The sequence below is a fragment of the Stenotrophomonas maltophilia genome, from assembly GCF_900186865.1.
GTDB lineage: Bacteria > Pseudomonadota > Gammaproteobacteria > Xanthomonadales > Xanthomonadaceae > Stenotrophomonas > Stenotrophomonas maltophilia.
Map to the genome: position 1 here is coordinate 3,941,826 of NZ_LT906480.1, position 16,110 is coordinate 3,957,935.

Genomic DNA, 16,110 nt, shown 5'->3' on the forward strand with positions numbered 1-16,110 from the left:
GCCGGCAACCTCATGCATCGCGTCATCCACGCATGGCGTGGATCTACCTCAATCCTTGGTGACGCGGTTGATCTCGGCCAGGCTGGTGATGCCCGCCGCCGCCTTCTTCAATGCCGACTGGCGCAGGTCATTCACCCCGATCTGCTGCGCCGCCTCGGCAATCTGCAGCGCATTGCCACCGGCCAGCACGATGGTGGCGATCTCATCGGTCATCGGCATGACCTGGTAGACGCCGGTCCGGCCCTTGTAGCCCTCGGTGCATTCGTCGCAGCCCACGGCCTCGTACAGCTCGATGCCCGCATCCAGCTGCGCCTGGGTGAAGCCTTCGGCCAGCAGCGCATGTTCGGGCAGGCTGGACGGACGCTTGCAGTTGCCGCACAGGCGGCGCGCCAGGCGCTGGGCGATCACCAGCGTCACCGAGCTGGTGATGTTGTAGGGCGCGATACCCATGTTCATCAGGCGCGCGATGGTCTGCGGCGCATCGTTGGTATGCAGCGTGGACAGCACCATGTGGCCGGTCTGCGCGGCCTTGATCGCGATCTCCGCCGTTTCCAGGTCGCGGATTTCGCCGACCATGATGATGTCCGGGTCCTGTCGCAGGAACGAGCGCAGCGCCGCGGCGAACGTCATGCCGCGCTTGTTGTTCTGCTGTACCTGGTTGACGCCGGGCAGGCGGATTTCCACCGGATCTTCGGCAGTGGAGATGTTGCGCGTCTCGTCGTTGAGGATGCCCAGCGCGGTATACAGCGACACTGTCTTGCCCGAACCGGTCGGGCCGGTCACCAGCACCATGCCGTACGGCTTGTGGATGGCATCCAGGAACAGCTTCTGCTGGTCCGGCTCGTAACCCAGCTTGTCGATGCCCAGCTTGGCCGCGCTGCCATCGAGGATACGCAGCACCACCTTCTCGCCGAACAGGGTTGGCAGCGTGCTGACGCGGAAGTCGATCTGCTTGGTCTTGGACAGGTTGAGCTTGATGCGGCCGTCCTGCGGGACGCGCTTCTCGGCGATGTCCAGCTGTGCCATCACCTTCAGGCGCGCGGCGATGCGCTGGTTCAGCTTCACCGGCGCGCGCGCCACCATCTTCAGCAGGCCGTCGATGCGCAGGCGCACGCGGTAATCGTCTTCGTAGGGCTCGAAGTGGATGTCCGAGGCGCCCTTGCGGATCGCATCGACCAGCACCTTGTTGACGAACTTCACCACCGGGGTGTCGTCACCCTTGGCGTCGATGCCGGAATCGCCGCCGGTGGCGCCCAGATCCTCGTCGCCGGCCGCCACGTCCAGGTTGCCCATGCCATCGTCATCGCCACCCAGGGCGTCGCCAAGGGCGTCATGGCTGGCGTGCCACTGTTCCAGCGTGCGCCGGATCTGGTCCTCGTCGACCAGGATCGGCTCGACCACCAGGTTGGTATGGAACTTGATCTCGTCCAGCGAGTGGGTCGGGTTGCTGGTGCCGACGAACAGCTTGCCACCGCGCTTGAACAGCGGCAGCACGTTGTGCTTGCGCAGCAGCTCCTCGCTGACCAGGCTCATCGCGTTCTGGCTGGCGTCGAAAGTGGACACGTCGAACAGCGGCATGCCGAACTCGACCGCGTTGGCGGCGGCCAGCTGCGAGGCATTGACCAGCTTGTTCTGCGCGAACCAGGTCGGCAGTGGCTGGCGCGCGGCGGCGGCCTTGGCCATGGCGTCGCGGGCGGTGGCCTCGTCCAGGGCCCCGTCCTGCACCAGGCGACGGGCCAGGCCGGTGATGCCGACAAGATTGGCGGTGGTGACAGCGTTCATATGAATCCTTGGCTCATGGGGTCATGCCATGCCGTGCGTCTTGCACGGACACCGCACGGGGCAGCAGAACCCGCCGCGACCCAATGGCCATCGGCATCGCCAATCCATGAGCAACACTGCCTTGCCCGGCACTCCCGGCCCGGCAGGCACGATCCTGACTCCCCCGGGGATGATAGCCCCGTCAAGGGGCAGCCAGCATCCCATCGGATGCGCTGAAGTGTGATCAGCAGCCGGTCGGGCGATAGCGCGCTTCGAACGCGCTGCCATCGCAGCTCCAGATGCCCTCGGCGGAGCGGCGCAGGATCAGGTCCTTGCCGTCCAGCGCGCTGTGTCCCTTCAAGGTGCAGCTGATATGGCCGACGCCGGAATCGCTGAGTTCGGCTTCGACGTTGGAGCAGTGGGCGTTCTGGGCGCCACCGATGAACTCGGGGGTGATCAGACTGGCCGGACGGTTCTCGTTGACGAGGATTTCCACCTTGGTCTTTCCCGGCGTGATATCCGCAAGTGCCGCCGCCAACTGGGTGCGCACGACGTATGGCTGAAATGCCACAGCCGCAATCGCCGCAAGGATGGCGATGATGGCCACCACGATCATCAGTTCGATGAGCGTGAAGCCCTTCTGCGTGTTCATGACTCCCCCTGTTTAATCCAGCAATCCCCATTGCTGCGTGCTGACTGAATTTTGTATCTCGGTCAGCACAAGGCCCGCCGAAGCGGGCCCTGTGTCAACTCTGATGACAGCTACAGGAGCAGAAAATTCCTATGCCTGTCACGTCAAGAGTATTAGGTACCAGTGCAGCCCTTCGGACGGAACTTTTCCGCCACACTGGTGGTAACACAGGCGAAGCCACCAGCAGTGGTGATAGCGCCCGTAGCGGCATTTACAGTAGAGTCGGTGTAGGTCAAGGCAATGGTGGACTCGCTACCAATACGGCCCGGATCACGGATGGTGCAGGTCATGCCATCACCGTCCACTGCGATCAATGAGCAGCTACCCGTCGAAGTGCCCTGGAAACCGGCGCTATTCGGATTCGGATCACGGCCCGCGCTCTTCTCCATCTCGAACTGGGTCTTGTGCGAGGCCAGGTCGGCCAGCGCAGCGGTGACCTTCGACTTCGAGGTGTAGTCCTGGTAGGCCGGCAGCGCGATGGCGGCCAGGATGGCGATGATCGCGACGACGATCATCAGTTCGATAAGGGTGAAGCCCTTCTGGTTCTTCATTGGTACATCCCCAAGATAGTGGTGGTTGAGTTCAGTGCACGGGATCGGACCGGGCTGTGCCGGTTGAGCGGGCCCCATGCCCTGCGGGTGGATCAACGCAGGTTGCGTGCCAACCCCGGCACGCCTCCCCCTGGATTTCCCCGCGCCCATGATGGCAGCAATTTCGCGGATGGGAACCCCCCGCATCCGAATCTGCGATGGACGCGGCAATGTGACGCAGTGCGTCACCTTTGGTCGGCACCCGGCACGAAATCGCACGCTGGGCCGCCTGCCAACTGCCCATCCGGCCTTGAACCCGCTACCATCGATGGCTAGTTACCCGCCTGGGGATGGCGGGTCTTGGGGAGCCAACATGTCTGTCAGTCGCAGTGCGATCAAGAAAGAGCCGGTGGCGCGTGCCACCATGGAGCTGCAGCCGTTTGTCTGGGAGGGGACCGACAAGCGGGGCGTGAAGATGAAGGGCGAGCAGCTGGCCAAGAACGCCAACCTGCTGCGCGCCGAGCTGCGCCGCCAGGGCATCAACCCGGGCCAGGTCAAGCCGAAGTCGAAGCCGCTGTTCGGCGCTGCCGGCAGCCCGGTCAAGCCCAAGGACATCGCCTTCTTCAGCCGGCAGATGGCCACGATGATGAAATCCGGCGTGCCGATCGTGTCGGCGCTGGACATCATCGCCAGCGGGCACAAGAACCCGCGGATGAAGAAGCTGGTCGACACCATCCGCACCGACATCGAGGGCGGTTCCTCGATGTACGAAGCAGTCAGCAAGCACCCGGTGCAGTTCGACGAGCTGTACCGCAACCTGGTGCGGGCCGGCGAAGGCGCCGGCGTGCTGGAAACCGTGCTGGACACGGTGGCCACCTACAAGGAGAACATCGAAGCGCTGAAGGGCAAGATCAAGAAAGCGCTGTTCTACCCGATCATGGTGGTCGTGGTGGCCATGCTGGTCAGCGGCATCATGCTGGTGTTCGTGGTGCCGCAGTTCGAGGACGTGTTCAAGAGCTTCGGTGCCGAGCTGCCCGCCTTCACCCAGATGGTGGTGAATCTCTCGCGGTTCATGGTGTCGTGGTGGTGGCTGATGCTGCTGGTCGCGATCGGTACGGCGGTCGCTCTGGTCATGTCCTACAAGCGCTCGCCGAAGATGCAGCATGCGATGGACCGGTTCGTGCTGAAGGTGCCGGTGATCGGGCAGATCATGCACAACAGCGCCATCGCCCGCTTCTCGCGCACCACCGCGGTGACCTTCAAGGCCGGCGTGCCGCTGGTGGAGGCGCTGGGCATCGTGGCCGGCGCCACCGGCAATACCGTGTACGAAGAGGCGGTGCTGCGCATGCGCGACGACGTCTCGGTGGGTTACCCGGTGAACATGTCGATGAAGCAGACCAACCTGTTCCCGCACATGGTCATCCAGATGACCGGCATCGGCGAAGAGGCTGGTGCGCTGGACGCCATGCTGTTCAAGGTGGCCGAGTACTATGAGCAGGAGGTCAACAATTCGGTGGATGCCCTGAGCAGCCTGCTGGAACCGATGATCATGGTGTTCATTGGTACCATTGTGGGCGGCATGGTGATTGCCATGTACCTTCCCATCTTCAAACTCGGCGCCGTCGTCGGATAACACATACATGGCTTTTCTCGACCAGCATCCTGGCCTCGGCTACCCCGCCGCGGCCGCCTTCGGACTGCTGCTGGGCAGTTTCCTGAACGTCGTCATCCTGCGCCTGCCCAAGCGGCTGGAATGGCAGTGGAAGCGCGATGCGCGCGAAGTCCTGGAGGAACCGGACTTCTATGAACCACCCCCGCCGGGGATCGTGGTCGAGCCGTCGCACTGCCCGCACTGCAAGCACAAGCTGAGCTGGTACGAGAACATCCCGCTGTTCAGCTGGATCATCCAGGGCGGCAAGTGCCGCCACTGCAAGGCACCGATCTCGCTGCAGTACCCGCTGGTGGAGGCGCTGACCTCACTGCTGGTGGTGGCCTGCGTCTGGCAGTTCGGCTTCGGCTGGCAGGGTTTCGGCGCCATCGTGCTGACCTGCTTCCTGATCGCATTGTCCGGCATCGACCTGCGCACCCAGCTGCTGCCCGACCAGCTCACCCTGCCGCTGATGTGGCTGGGGCTGATAGGCAGCATCGACAACCTGTACATGCCGGCCAAGCCCGCCCTGGTGGGCGCGGCGGTGGGCTACCTGTCGCTGTGGACGGTCTGGTGGCTGTTCAAGCAGCTGACCGGCAAGGAAGGCATGGGCCACGGCGATTTCAAGCTGCTGGCAGCGCTGGGCGCCTGGTGCGGGCTGAAGGGCGTCCTGCCGATCATCCTGCTCTCGTCGGTGCTGGGAGCCATCATCGGCTCGATCTGGCTGTACAGCCGGGGCCGTGACCGCGCCACGCCGATTCCGTTCGGCCCTTACCTGGCCATTGCCGGCTGGTTGTACTTCATGTGGGGTGCGCCGCTGGTGGAGCAGTACATGGTGATGAGCGGGCTGCGCTGAGGGGAGGCCCCATGAGCCGCTATGTGGTTGGCCTGACCGGTGGCATCGCCTCGGGCAAGAGTGAAGTGACCCGGCGCTTCGAAGCGCTGGGCATCGTGGTGGCCGACGCCGACCTGGCCGCCCGGGCCGTGGTGGCTGCCGACAGCCCGGCGCTGGCCCGCATTGCCGAGCGTTACGGCGCCGACATGCTGCTGGCCGACGGCAACCTGGACCGGGCCCGCCTGCGCGCCCACGTCTTTGCCGATCCGGCCGAGCGGACGGCGCTGGAAGCCATCACCCACCCGGCCATCCGCCTGCTGATGCAACAGCAGTGCGAGCAGGCTGAGAGCCCCTATGCGATTGCGGCCATTCCGCTGCTGACCGAGGTGGGCGGGCGGAAGGCTTACCCTTGGTTGGACCGGGTATTGCTGGTGGATGCACCGAAAGCCGTGCAGCATGCCCGGCTGATGCAGCGCGATGGCATTGATGCTGCGCTGGCCGACCGGATGATTGCTGCGCAGGCCAGCCGTGCGCAGCGCTTGGCACTGGCCGATGACGTAGTGGTCAATGATGGGCAGCCGGAGGACCTGCAGGTGCAGGTGGAACAGCTGCATGCGCGGTATCTGGGCTTGGCCGGGGCTTGAGGCCTGGTTGCCGGCCAGCGGCCGGCACTACCGAAGCGCATCCATGCGTGGCGTGGATCTACTGGCCGATTCGATTGCCGGCCAGCGGCCGGCACTACCGAAGCGCATCCATGCGTGACGTGGACCTACTGGCCGATTCGATTGCCGGCCAGCGGCCGGCACTACCAAAGCGCGTCCATGCGTGGCGTGGATCTACTGGTCGATTCGATTGCCGGCCGGCGGCCGGCACTACCGAAGCGCATCCATGCGTGGCGTGGATCTACTCCAGCTGCTGGTGGGCGTAGCGGGCCAGTTCGCGGGCGCCCAACAGCAGGCCGTCGACCACATCGGGATTGAGCTGCTGGCGGGCGCCACCCTGCTCCCGCGCGATTTCGGCAGCGTGCAGCAGCTGGATCAGGGTATTCAGGCCGGCAAGCGTGCGGCTGAGACCAGCCATCGTGGCGGCCTGCGCCGGGCTGGCCCCCTGCACATCCAGCCGCTGGCCGTCGGCGGCGTCGCGGCCATCCATGCGCGCCAGCAGGGCGGGCAGCAGGTCCCTGGGGTCATCCAGCAGAACTTCGACCCGCTCGGCGACGTCGGCAGGCAGCAGGTGGGCGGCATCGCCGATCAGGGCGTGCAATTGGGGGAACAGCGGGCGGGTGGACATGATGAAGCTCCTCGCAGACGGCAGGCCACCTGCAGATGCAAGGTGGCGGACGGTGCGGGTTGGCGTACCGGAGACCCAACAACTCAAAAGCGAAGGAAAAAGACTCCAGCGGATTCTGGCGAATCCCCACGCACCGTCCGCCAAAGCGAGGGCAGACGATGCATTTTCCATGATGAGCTAGAGCACATCCGGAGCTTTTGATTTGTTGGTTTTTTTCAGGACGCCAATCCCAGCCAAGGCAGCTGCCCCGGCCAGGTCATCAGGCCATCGCCGCGCACGGCAATCTGTAAGGAAATTCCCAAGTGCGGCGCGGGCTTGCGAATGCGTGCGTTGGAACACGCGCAGGACGCGGCAGCGATCACGGTGGTGTCGTGTCGGGCCTGCGATGGGATGTTCGCGTGCGGGGGATTCAGTGGCACAAGCGACACAGGGCGTGATGCAAGGTCGGCAGGGTCCGTGCCGACCAAGGTCGTCACCCACCAAAGCAGGGGTGCTTACAGCGGCTTCGGCGAGAACGTCAGGGTGGCGATCACGCCACGCTCGCCACCGGGACGCACGCTCACCTGCCAGCCGTACAGGTCGCACAGACGGCTGACGATCGACAGACCGATGCCGCCGCCCTGCGAATGACCGGCGTGCGTGCCGCGGTAGCCGCGCTGGAACAGCTTGGCCGCATCTTCCTCGCTCAGGCCCGGGCCGCTGTCGGTCACCGATACCGAATTGGTGCCCACGAAGACGCGCACTTCGCCGTCCTGTGAGTACTTCACCGCGTTGCCGATCAGGTTGCCCAGCGCCACCGACAGCGCCGCCTCGGGCGCATCGATCACCAGGTTGCGCTCGCCTTCCAACAGCAGCTCCAGCGGCTTGCCACCCAGCTGCGCGCGGTGCGCATCCAGCAGCTGCTCGGCCACGCGGGCCACGTTGCTGGTGCCCTGCCCGCGCTCGTTGCGCGACAGCAGCAGCAGTGCGCCGATCAGGTCGCTGCACTGCTGCTCGGCACGCTGGATACGCTGCAGGCGCTGCAGCACCTTCTCGTCCAGGCCGGGCCGGGTCAGCAGCAGCTCGGTGGCACCGCGGATCACTGCCAGCGGCGTGCGCAGTTCATGGCTGACGTCTGCATTGAACTCGCGATCGCGCTGCACCACTTCGGTCAGCCGCGAGGAATAGTCGTCCAGCGCCTGTGCCAGCTGCCCCACCTCGTCATCGGGAAAGCGCGGCGCCAAGGGCTCGGGCTCACTGGTACCGCCACGGTACGCACGCAGCCGCGCGGCCAGGTCCGACACCGGCTTCATCACCTTCGACGCCGACCACCAGCCCAGCACCAGCGACAGCACGCTGAACACCAGCACCGACAACACCAGCGCGCGGTTGAGCTGCTTGCCGCCGCGCACGCTGTCGGTCATGTCATAGGCGAGGAAGAACCAGGCGTCGGGCGTCTTCCGCACGGCCAGCTTGTAGGAATAGGGTTCGCCGTGTTCGTCGCCGCTGACGCTGTGGATGCCATCGGAGAAGCCCGCCCACTGCGCGCGTTCTTCGCGCACCCGGTCGAACTTGTCCTTGGAATAGGCATACGCACGGATCTGCAGCACCGGCGCGTCCGGGTTGTGGCCCGGGTGTTCGTAGTAGCGCCGCGCGTACTCGTCGATGTTGCGGTTCATCAGCTCTTCCACCAGCTGGTTTTCCACGTGCAGGCGGGCCCAGTTGGTGGCGAACGCGAACAGTGTCGTCAGGCAGAAGCCCAACAACACGAACGAGACGATGATGCGGCTGCGCAGGCGCCGCCGGTATGGCGTGCGCCGGCGCTCCCCCTTGGCTGCCACGGAATCAGGCTTCCGGGGTGGCGATGCGGTATCCGATGCCATGGCGGGTCTGGATCAGCGGCACTTCAAACGGCTTGTCGACCACCGCACGCAGGCCATGGATATGCACGCGCAGCGAATCCGAATCAGGCAGTTCCTCGCCCCACACGCGGGTTTCCAGCTCCTGGCGGGTCACCACCGCCGGTGCCGCTTCCATCAGCGCCTGCAGGATCTTCAGCGCAGTGGGGTTGAGCTGCAGCAGCTTGCCCTGGCGGCGCACTTCCAGCGTATCCAGGTTGTATTCCAGGTCGCCGGTTTCCAGCACGCGGGTCTGCACGCCCTTGCCGCGGCGCGACAGGGCGTTCAGACGCACTTCCACTTCCTGCAGCGCGAACGGCTTGATCAGGTAGTCATCGGCACCGGAATCGAAGCCGGCCAGCTTGTTGTCCAGCGAATCGCGGGCCGTCAGCATCAGCACCGGGGTCTGCTTGCGCGCTTCATTGCGCAGTTTGCGGCAGACTTCGATGCCGTCCATGCCTGGCAGGTTGAGATCCAGCACGATCGCGTCGAACTCGTGCACCACGGCCAGATGCAGGCCGGTGACCCCGTCAGCCGCGAAGTCCACCGTATGCCCCCGGTCCTCCAGATAGTCGCCCAGGTTGGCCGCAATGTCGCTGTTGTCTTCGATTACCAGGATTCTCACTGTCACCTCTAATTGACTGTACTGCCGGCGCGCATGACCTGCCTCATGTCCTGCTGTGCCCGTTCCTTCTGCCGAGCGCGCTCGGCAACGGTCATGCACTGCGTCGTGGTCCGGTTGGAACCGATGGGCTTTTCACGTTGGCATATTAGACGACTATCTTCACGCGCCTGTGTCAAAACCGTGTTCACGACCTGCTGATCGTTGAAGACCTGGGTTTGCACCGGTTCAGGCATGGAATCGCGCGCCGGGTACTGCTCCACCGCTGCCCGCATGCGTGCCAGGGCGTCGTTGACGCGGGTGCGCTCGTCCTGCTTGAGTTCCGAATAGGTTTCGCCGTCCTTGAGCTCCACCTCGATACGCGCGATCTGCTGCTGCAGCGGCTGGCCGGGCACGAACACGTCCTTGCCCCTGGATGCCGATGCGGTACTGACCAGGGCGAGTCCTGACAACAGGACGGCCGACATCAAAGCCTGTTTCATGGCAAACAAATCCTTGTCTGTGGCGAATCCCGACTCTATTCGCACCCCCTTCACGCCAGCAAGTGCCAATGGTCGGGGCAGCGGAAGCCCTACCGCGAGCTGGCAGGGTTGAAGTTGTTGAAGGTGCGCTGGTCGTTCAACAGCGCCTTGCCCTTTTCCTCGATCCGGCGGCGCTCGGCCACCGTCAGGCAGCGGCTTTTGGGCATGTTGCTGCCGGTGCTGCGCGTGTGCTGGCAGATCTGCCGGCTGTCCTCGTGGGCACGGGTGAGCAGGGTATTGATCCGCTCCTGGTCGTTGAAGACCTCCCCCTGCACCTGCGGCGGCAGTTCCTGCACGCTCTGGTGGCCGCCCATCCGCGCGGTGATCCGGGCCAGCGCTTCGCGCACGGTGCTGCGGTCATCAGCGGAAATCTCGCTGTAATCGCCATCATCCAGGGCTTTTTCGACCTGGCGCACCTGCTCGGCCACCGGCGACTGCCGGTCCATCTGCACAACGGATTTCTCCGGCTTGGCCGCAGCAGATCCGGCCAGGCCCAGCAACAACGCGATCATCGTGATGCGGTACATCGCCAGCCTCCGATCCATCCAGGAACGATGGGGGCCACTCTACGGCCGTCACGCCACCTCCACAAGGGACAGCGGGCAGGCATAAAAAAGACCCAGGCGGTGCCCCCGCCTGGGTCTGAAGTTGTATCCCGATACCGATCCTGCTGAGAGGCAGAGCTGCGGTTCGCTGAAGCCTACGCGTGGGCCGATTAAAGGCTTGTTAAAGCCGGCCTCATCCGCCCGTGAGAATCTCAAGCCGCTGAATACTCAGGGTTTTTTAAGCTTCTCGACGTGCTCGATGATGCGCGTGGCCACGTCCACCCCGCAGGCGGCCTCGATCCCTTCCAGCCCCGGCGTTGAATTGACCTCCAGCACCAGCGGGCCGCGCGCGGAGCGGATCAGGTCCACCCCGCACACCGACAGTCCCAGCGCCTTGGCCGACCGCACCGCCACCTGCTGCTCGGCACGGCTGGCCTTGGCCGCCACCGCCGTACCCCCGGCATGCAGGTTGGAGCGGAAGTCACCTTCCGGCGCCTGCCGCTGCATCGAGGCAACCACCTGGTCACCGACCACGAAGCAGCGCAGATCGGCGCCCTTGGCCTCGCCGATGAATTCCTGCATCAGGAAATTGGCGTACAACCCGCGCAGGGCCTCGACAATGCCGCGCGAGGCGCTGGCCTTCTCGGTAAGGATCACGCCGCGCCCCTGGGTACCCTCATTGAGCTTCACCACATGCGGCGGTGGGCCCAGCATGGACAACAGGTCGACGGTGTCGTCGGGGTTGTCGCCGAACACAGTAACCGGCATGTCGATGCCCTTGGCCGCCAGCAGCTGGTGTGCGCGCAGCTTGTCGCGCGAACGCAGGATCGCGTCGGACGGATTCGGGGTGCGTGCACCCATCAGTTCGAACTGGCGCAGCACGGCCGTGCCATAGCGGGTGATCGAGGCACCGATGCGCGGGATGACCATGTCCACGCCGGTCATCGGCCGGCCCTTGTAATGCATCGAAAAGCCATCGGCGGCAATGCGCATGTAGCAGCGCAGCGGATCGAGGATGCGCACGGTGTGGCCGCGCGCGCGCGCCGCCTCGACCAGCCGGCGGGTGGAATACAGGGAACTGTTGCGGGACAGGATGGCGAGCTTCATCGCGGCAGGATCGGGCGGCAGGCGCGCAGCATAGCGCGGGCGTGTGGCGGGTGGATGATGCCCTGCGGCGTGGCTTGCTCCGGCGCAGGCGGCACACTGCGGGGGCAGGCCAGACCGCAAGGAAACCCGATGTCGATCACCGTATTCCCGCGCTTCTCCGAAGTGGATGTACTCGGCCACGTCACCAACACCGCCCTGCCCGTCTGGTTCGAGGAAGGCCGCCAGGAGATCTTCCGGCATTTCAGCCGCGAGGCCAGCATGCGCGACCTGGCACTGATCCTGCGCCGCTACGAGATCGACTTCCTGCAGCAGATACAGGCGGGACACGAAGTGCGCATCGAGACCCGGATCGAGAGCATTGGCCGCTCCTCGCTGTCGATCGTGCAACAGGCGTTCCAGTTCGAGGCCCTGGTAGCCAGCGGGCGCTGCGTGATGGTTCATTTCGACTACACGGCCAACGCCTCGCGCGAGATCGATGCGGAGCAGCGCCAGGCGTTGTCGGGGCTGTTCACCGAAGAATATGCACAGTCGCTGCGGGAAACGAGCGCGCGCGCCGCCGAGGCCTGATCAGCGCGAGGGAAGGCGCAGCCTGAAGTGCCCATCCCGGGCGCGCAGCGCCAACCCGGTTTCCCGCCATTCCACAGGCAGCTCCAAGGCTGTGTGGCGCGTGGGGTATCGATGGACGGCATCGGACTCCCAGCATTCCTCATAGGCTTCGCACTGGAGTGTGCCGTCATCGTCAGCATCGATCACATTGATCCAGGCCATGCTCCGGGCCTTGCCGAAGCCCCCCATCGCATGACGGGCAAAGGCTTGCCAACGACCCTGCCAGCAGACAAGCCACACGCCCTCGATGGGTCGCAGGTTCTCATCAAGCACACTGCCGGCCACCACCAGGCAGCGTCCCGACGGGCTCGCGATCACGGTCTCCAGATCACAGGCATGGCGACCACTGGAGGCCTCGTCAAGGTAAAGGGCATACGGGCAGATGCACGCGAACAGGGCCGGATGCGCAGTCACGCGCAGATCATCGGGAAGAAGCGGGACCGCGCGCAGCACCCGGGCATCAGGCAGGACGTGCCTCAGCTCCCGCGGCAATCCGGCGGCCAGCGCCGGATGTCCGTGCTCCAACCATAGGCCTCGGCAGGAATGCAGCTGGGTCACGCCGCCGGACTGGCTGCGCAGCCACGACGCCGCCCCCGCCTCCCCATCGGTCTGCAGGCGCTCGCCCAGCTGCTGCCGGAACTGGCCGGGATCAGCCGCAAGCACCTGCACCGTCTTTTGGCGCTCGTCGTAGACGATCACTGCTTCGCATCGATCAACATACCCGCTGGCCAGGCGCAGCGCGCCTCTCGGCAGGTCCTGCCATTCACCACTGGCATCACGACTGCCTCCAGTGGATACGCCTTCGACGATGGCGCCATCGCGCAGCATCTGCGTGCTGTACGCCGGTCCGCCCATGCCCAGCTCGCCCCAATCCAACAGCACATCATGTGCGGGCGGCCGTTCGGCAAAGGGCTTCATCGATTGCGAGCGCAGTCGTGAACCGCCCACGGCATTGCCGACCAGATCGATTCGCTGCAGCGCGCGCCCCAACGCAAGGCACACGGCAAGGCCGGCAATCACTCCCAAAGGCGACCACCAGGCCACACAGACGGCGACCAGGGCCAGGAACGGCAACCACTGGGTGTAGCGCCGCAGGGCGGTTCGATCAAGGGACATGCGGATGAGAGAGGCGCCCCAGCGAACCGTCGACGTCTTCAATGCCGATCCGATCGATTGCGGCCGATGCCGGTTCAAGCATCCTGCGCTCCTGGAACTGCGCCAAATCGATTCTCTTCCTCGCTCCCGGGAAGCAGCATGACCGGAAAGAGGACGAACTCCCCCAAGGGAATGAACGCGATCACGGTGTACCAGCCTGACTCGTCGATGTCGTGCAATCTCCTCACGGTCAGGGCCAGCATCGGAGGCAGGAAGACGAAGACAGCGCAGACGGTCATGACCCATCCCACCTTCCACAGGATCTCGGACGTTTCCCAATCCAACGACAGGTGCCCGACCAGCCAGTAACCGCGATCCATCACGCTGTAGCTCACCGCCATCACGAACCCGGCCAGCAGCGAATACGACCAGAACTCCCGCCGGTCGGATCGTCCGGAAAAAACAAAGCATCGCCTGATGGGCACAAGTGCAGCGATCATTCACGCTCCGGGCAACGGATGTTGGGCGTCAACAGCTGACGATCTTCTAGCATTGCGAAGCCAAGCATCAACTGAACCCCGCAGCTCGACCGGGCCCTGGAGGCCACAGCAGCCGCAGCTGCAGCGGGGCAGTTCCTGTCCTGCAGGCTCTGCGCAAGGATGCATTCGGACTCGACCGATCCGGCCAAGGGATGTTTGCGAAGCCACGTCCAGCCCCGGCATTCACCGGGCATCTCGACCGGGATCCATGCGCGGAAAAGCGGGGTTCGGATATCGCGGAGCGTCTGCCTGATGCAGACCGCTGGAGACATGGAGCGGGCGATGGGAATCGAACCCACGTCAGTAGCTTGGGAAGCTACAGCTCTACCATTGAGCTACGCCCGCGTTGCGGTGGGAAGTCTATGCGCTGGGCCCCGTGTTGCGCAATGGTGCCCATCGCATCAGGCCGGGGGTCAAAGCCCTCTCGTTGCCGAGAGGGCCGACCCCGCCTGGTTTCTGCTTAGAAGCTGCCGCTGAAGTTGGCGAACAGCGTTGCGTCCTGGGCACGCTTCTGCCCGGCCGAAGCGCTCAGGCCGAAGTTGCTCTGCAGGCCGAACAGTTCGGTGCGGGCGCCCAGCACGACGGTCGCGTAGTCCTTGTCGAACTTCAGGCCCGGCACACGGTAGCTGCCCAGTTCCGGCAGGGTCTGCAGCCACGCGCTGCCCTGCTTGGTGTCTTCGAACTCATGGTCGTAGGTCAGCTGCGCGTACGGCTTGAGGGTGCCGCCATCGAAGCGGGCCTGCCAACCGATGCGACCAACGGTCGAATCAACGTTCTGGCGGTCGTAGCCCAGCGCGGTGGCCAGGGTGCCGGCCGCAGCGCTTTCGGTGTAACCATCGATCTTCACCTTCTGCCAGATTACCGAAGCGATCGGGCCGTGGCGGAAGCCGCCTTCTGTGCCGAACTCGTAACCGGCGTTCAGGGCGGCGGTCAGGTTGCTGCCGTCCGGCGAACCACCGTGCTCGCGGGTGGCCGGGCCGAGCTGGACCTTGCGGTTCACGTCATACGACAGCCAAGTGTAGCTGACCTGGCCGTTCACCCAGATGCGATCGCCGTACCAGCCGGCGAACAGACCGGCGGTGGTGTCCTTCTGGGTGAAATCGCCACGGCTGTTGCCGAAGTCGGCGTTGAGGCGGCCGAAGCCGGCGAAGCCGCCGACCACCATGCCGTCGCGCGCCCAGTCGATGCCGAACAGGCCGGCCGGCGCCAGTCCGTCGTACAGATCCGCGTGGTCGTAGCGCTGCAGGTCACCGCGGACGCCGCCCCACCAGGACAGGCCGTCGGCCGGACGACCGCCCAGGTGCATGCTGACCTGATCGGCACGCGAACGACCGATGGTCTGTGCCGAGTGGCTCAGCACCTGCTGCAGGCGCGGGGCTTCCAGCACCGAGACCGCGTACTGGCCCAGCAGCTGGTGGCCCGCCGTGGTCGGATGCACGCCATCGGCGAACAGATAGGTGTTGGCCGCATCCGGGCTGACGTAGCTGGTCGGGTTGCAGGTCAGGATGCTCTGGGTCGAATTGGCCGGATCGATCTTGCAGGCGGTGCTGGTGACGTTGGTGAAGCCGTACATGGCCGGATTGGCGGCGACTTCGCCCAGCACGGTGAAGGTATCGAGCGGGATGAACTCGATGCCGGCCTGCTTCAGGCCACCATAAAGAGCCTTGTTGTGGCCGGCTGACAGCGCGGTGGCGGTGGCCGCGTTCGGGCCGCGGAAGGCCGGAGTCAGGCCGACATTCGGCAGGTTCGGCACCAGCACGTACTGCGCACCGGCCTGCTTCAGCGCACCCACCAGAGCGATCTGGTCGGTGACGGCGGCGCCGATGATGGCCTGTGCCTGCGTCGGCGCAGCTGCGGCGGCGAACAGGTCATTGGCGCCGCCCCACACCGTGTACAGGACATTGCCGTCAGCCTTGCCGCCGTTGGCGGCCAGATAACGGGCCGCCTGCGACTTCAGCGAGGGGATAGTCCCCATTGCGCTCGGCACGTCCACGCCAACGCGGGCACCACCGACCGCGTAATTGTCACCGTTCTGGCCGTTGCCATTGGCGGCGCCATTGAGGCCATAGTAGTTGGCGACCTGCTGCGACCACACCCAGCCCGGGTTGGTGGTGAACTGGCCGGTCACCGGACGCACATCGGCCGGCAGCAGCGGGCGGAAATAGCCGGCATCGGTCAGGCTGTCGCCGAAGAACACGGCCTTGGAATACGGGGATTCGCCTGCCATGGCCGGAAGCGCGGCCAGCGCGATCGCGGCCGCCATCAGGGTGCGGATCGGGCGTTTGCTGAGCAGCATGAAAAAACTCCTGTGGGGATATCGTTGAGGACCCGGCGGACGTACGCCGGCGCACGGTGAATGGTTTCACTGCGCCGCGTTTTGCTCACGCTGCGCCGCCGCATGGATTGTCGCCCGATCGCCGGGAAACCTGCTGTGCCGGAGCTG

At 65.1% G+C, this 16,110-nt stretch carries 16 protein-coding genes and 1 tRNA gene; 4 read left to right on the forward strand and 13 right to left on the reverse strand.

The window, feature by feature from the left end; genetic code table 11:
• Nucleotides 1–48 precede the first annotated feature (48 nt).
• From pilB to CKW06_RS18680, 3 genes are all read right to left on the reverse strand, one after another.
• A complete protein-coding gene (pilB, locus tag CKW06_RS18670) occupies nucleotides 49–1,782 on the reverse strand; it encodes a type IV-A pilus assembly ATPase PilB (RefSeq protein ID WP_024956773.1) in 1,734 nt (577 codons plus the stop codon).
• Between the two features lie 223 nt (nucleotides 1,783–2,005).
• Complete coding sequence (locus CKW06_RS18675; protein WP_024956772.1) at nucleotides 2,006–2,413, reverse strand: pilin; 408 nt, start codon at nucleotides 2,411–2,413, stop codon at nucleotides 2,006–2,008.
• Nucleotides 2,414–2,565: 152 nt separating this feature from the next.
• Nucleotides 2,566–3,003 carry a pilin gene (locus tag CKW06_RS18680; RefSeq protein WP_024956771.1) on the reverse strand — a complete coding sequence of 146 codons (438 nt, stop codon included), beginning with the start codon at nucleotides 3,001–3,003 and terminating at the stop codon, nucleotides 2,566–2,568.
• 352 nt (nucleotides 3,004–3,355) lie between these two features.
• Between CKW06_RS18680 and CKW06_RS18685 the strand changes: the two genes are divergently transcribed.
• Genes CKW06_RS18685 through coaE form a run of 3 tightly spaced genes read left to right on the forward strand, consistent with a single transcriptional unit; the run spans nucleotide 3,356 to nucleotide 6,109 of the window.
• Entirely contained in the window at nucleotides 3,356–4,615 is a 1,260-nt protein-coding gene (locus tag CKW06_RS18685) for a type II secretion system F family protein (RefSeq protein ID WP_024956770.1), read from the forward strand.
• 7 nt (nucleotides 4,616–4,622) lie between these two features.
• Nucleotides 4,623–5,486 carry a prepilin peptidase gene (locus tag CKW06_RS18690; RefSeq protein ID WP_012481100.1) on the forward strand — a complete coding sequence of 288 codons (864 nt, stop codon included), beginning with the start codon at nucleotides 4,623–4,625 and terminating at the stop codon, nucleotides 5,484–5,486.
• Between the two features lie 11 nt (nucleotides 5,487–5,497).
• Nucleotides 5,498–6,109, forward strand: coding sequence for a dephospho-CoA kinase (gene coaE / locus CKW06_RS18695; RefSeq protein ID WP_024956769.1), 612 nt, complete (start codon nucleotides 5,498–5,500; stop codon nucleotides 6,107–6,109).
• A 259-nt stretch (nucleotides 6,110–6,368) separates the two neighbouring features.
• Here the strand turns inward: coaE and CKW06_RS18700 are convergent, their stop codons facing one another.
• The 6 genes from CKW06_RS18700 to rimK all read right to left on the reverse strand — a co-directional run bounded on the left by CKW06_RS18700 (nucleotide 6,369) and on the right by rimK (nucleotide 11,427).
• Nucleotides 6,369–6,755 carry a hypothetical protein gene (locus CKW06_RS18700; protein ID WP_024956768.1) on the reverse strand — a complete coding sequence of 129 codons (387 nt, stop codon included), beginning with the start codon at nucleotides 6,753–6,755 and terminating at the stop codon, nucleotides 6,369–6,371.
• Nucleotides 6,756–7,249: 494 nt separating this feature from the next.
• A complete protein-coding gene (locus CKW06_RS18705; protein ID WP_032963415.1) occupies nucleotides 7,250–8,617 on the reverse strand; it encodes a sensor histidine kinase in 1,368 nt (455 codons plus the stop codon).
• Nucleotides 8,580–9,257, reverse strand: a complete 678-nt coding sequence (locus tag CKW06_RS18710; RefSeq protein WP_005410804.1) for a response regulator transcription factor — start codon at nucleotides 9,255–9,257, stop codon at nucleotides 8,580–8,582. The genes CKW06_RS18705 and CKW06_RS18710 overlap by 38 nt, the downstream gene beginning before the upstream one ends.
• A gap of 8 nt (nucleotides 9,258–9,265) precedes the next feature.
• Complete coding sequence (locus CKW06_RS18715) at nucleotides 9,266–9,736, reverse strand: hypothetical protein (protein ID WP_005410805.1); 471 nt, start codon at nucleotides 9,734–9,736, stop codon at nucleotides 9,266–9,268.
• Between the two features lie 89 nt (nucleotides 9,737–9,825).
• The gene (locus CKW06_RS18720) at nucleotides 9,826–10,302 is read right to left on the reverse strand and encodes a hypothetical protein (RefSeq protein ID WP_005410806.1); all 477 of its coding nucleotides are present in this window, start codon (nucleotides 10,300–10,302) and stop codon (nucleotides 9,826–9,828) included.
• A gap of 246 nt (nucleotides 10,303–10,548) precedes the next feature.
• A complete protein-coding gene (rimK, locus tag CKW06_RS18725) occupies nucleotides 10,549–11,427 on the reverse strand; it encodes a 30S ribosomal protein S6--L-glutamate ligase (RefSeq protein ID WP_005410807.1) in 879 nt (292 codons plus the stop codon).
• Between the two features lie 129 nt (nucleotides 11,428–11,556).
• On the opposite strand from rimK, the gene CKW06_RS18730 reads away from it, so the two are divergent.
• On the forward strand, nucleotides 11,557–11,994 hold the full coding sequence (locus CKW06_RS18730; protein WP_005414313.1) for an acyl-CoA thioesterase: 438 nt from the start codon (nucleotides 11,557–11,559) through the stop codon (nucleotides 11,992–11,994).
• Here the strand turns inward: CKW06_RS18730 and CKW06_RS18735 are convergent, their stop codons facing one another.
• From CKW06_RS18735 to CKW06_RS18750, 4 genes are all read right to left on the reverse strand, one after another.
• Entirely contained in the window at nucleotides 11,995–13,149 is a 1,155-nt protein-coding gene (locus tag CKW06_RS18735) for a hypothetical protein (protein ID WP_024956766.1), read from the reverse strand.
• A gap of 74 nt (nucleotides 13,150–13,223) precedes the next feature.
• Nucleotides 13,224–13,628: a DUF805 domain-containing protein gene (locus CKW06_RS18740; RefSeq protein WP_024956765.1), complete on the reverse strand. Its 405-nt coding sequence runs from the start codon at nucleotides 13,626–13,628 to the stop codon at nucleotides 13,224–13,226.
• A 310-nt stretch (nucleotides 13,629–13,938) separates the two neighbouring features.
• Nucleotides 13,939–14,012, reverse strand: a tRNA-Gly gene (locus tag CKW06_RS18745).
• Between the two features lie 115 nt (nucleotides 14,013–14,127).
• Nucleotides 14,128–15,963, reverse strand: coding sequence for an autotransporter domain-containing esterase (locus CKW06_RS18750; protein WP_024956763.1), 1,836 nt, complete (start codon nucleotides 15,961–15,963; stop codon nucleotides 14,128–14,130).
• Nucleotides 15,964–16,110 lie beyond the last annotated feature (147 nt).

What these genes read in the sequence shown, in the direction of transcription:
- CKW06_RS18675 (WP_024956772.1), bottom strand. Translation starts at nt 2,413, where the DNA reads ATGAACACGCAGAAGGGCTTCACGCTCATCGAACTGATGATCGTGGTG.
- CKW06_RS18700 (WP_024956768.1), bottom strand. Translation starts at nt 6,755, where the DNA reads ATGTCCACCCGCCCGCTGTTCCCCCAATTGCACGCCCTGATCGGCGAT.
- CKW06_RS18720 (WP_005410806.1), bottom strand. Translation starts at nt 10,302, where the DNA reads ATGTACCGCATCACGATGATCGCGTTGTTGCTGGGCCTGGCCGGATCT.
- CKW06_RS18705 (WP_032963415.1), bottom strand. Translation starts at nt 8,617, where the DNA reads ATGGCATCGGATACCGCATCGCCACCCCGGAAGCCTGATTCCGTGGCA.
- CKW06_RS18690 (WP_012481100.1), top strand. Translation starts at nt 4,623, where the DNA reads ATGGCTTTTCTCGACCAGCATCCTGGCCTCGGCTACCCCGCCGCGGCC.
- CKW06_RS18750 (WP_024956763.1), bottom strand. Translation starts at nt 15,963, where the DNA reads ATGCTGCTCAGCAAACGCCCGATCCGCACCCTGATGGCGGCCGCGATC.
- CKW06_RS18740 (WP_024956765.1), bottom strand. Translation starts at nt 13,628, where the DNA reads ATGATCGCTGCACTTGTGCCCATCAGGCGATGCTTTGTTTTTTCCGGA.
- CKW06_RS18685 (WP_024956770.1), top strand. Translation starts at nt 3,356, where the DNA reads ATGTCTGTCAGTCGCAGTGCGATCAAGAAAGAGCCGGTGGCGCGTGCC.
- CKW06_RS18735 (WP_024956766.1), bottom strand. Translation starts at nt 13,149, where the DNA reads ATGTCCCTTGATCGAACCGCCCTGCGGCGCTACACCCAGTGGTTGCCG.
- pilB (WP_024956773.1), bottom strand. Translation starts at nt 1,782, where the DNA reads ATGAACGCTGTCACCACCGCCAATCTTGTCGGCATCACCGGCCTGGCC.
- coaE (WP_024956769.1), top strand. Translation starts at nt 5,498, where the DNA reads ATGAGCCGCTATGTGGTTGGCCTGACCGGTGGCATCGCCTCGGGCAAG.
- rimK (WP_005410807.1), bottom strand. Translation starts at nt 11,427, where the DNA reads ATGAAGCTCGCCATCCTGTCCCGCAACAGTTCCCTGTATTCCACCCGC.
- CKW06_RS18730 (WP_005414313.1), top strand. Translation starts at nt 11,557, where the DNA reads ATGTCGATCACCGTATTCCCGCGCTTCTCCGAAGTGGATGTACTCGGC.
- CKW06_RS18680 (WP_024956771.1), bottom strand. Translation starts at nt 3,003, where the DNA reads ATGAAGAACCAGAAGGGCTTCACCCTTATCGAACTGATGATCGTCGTC.
- CKW06_RS18715 (WP_005410805.1), bottom strand. Translation starts at nt 9,736, where the DNA reads ATGAAACAGGCTTTGATGTCGGCCGTCCTGTTGTCAGGACTCGCCCTG.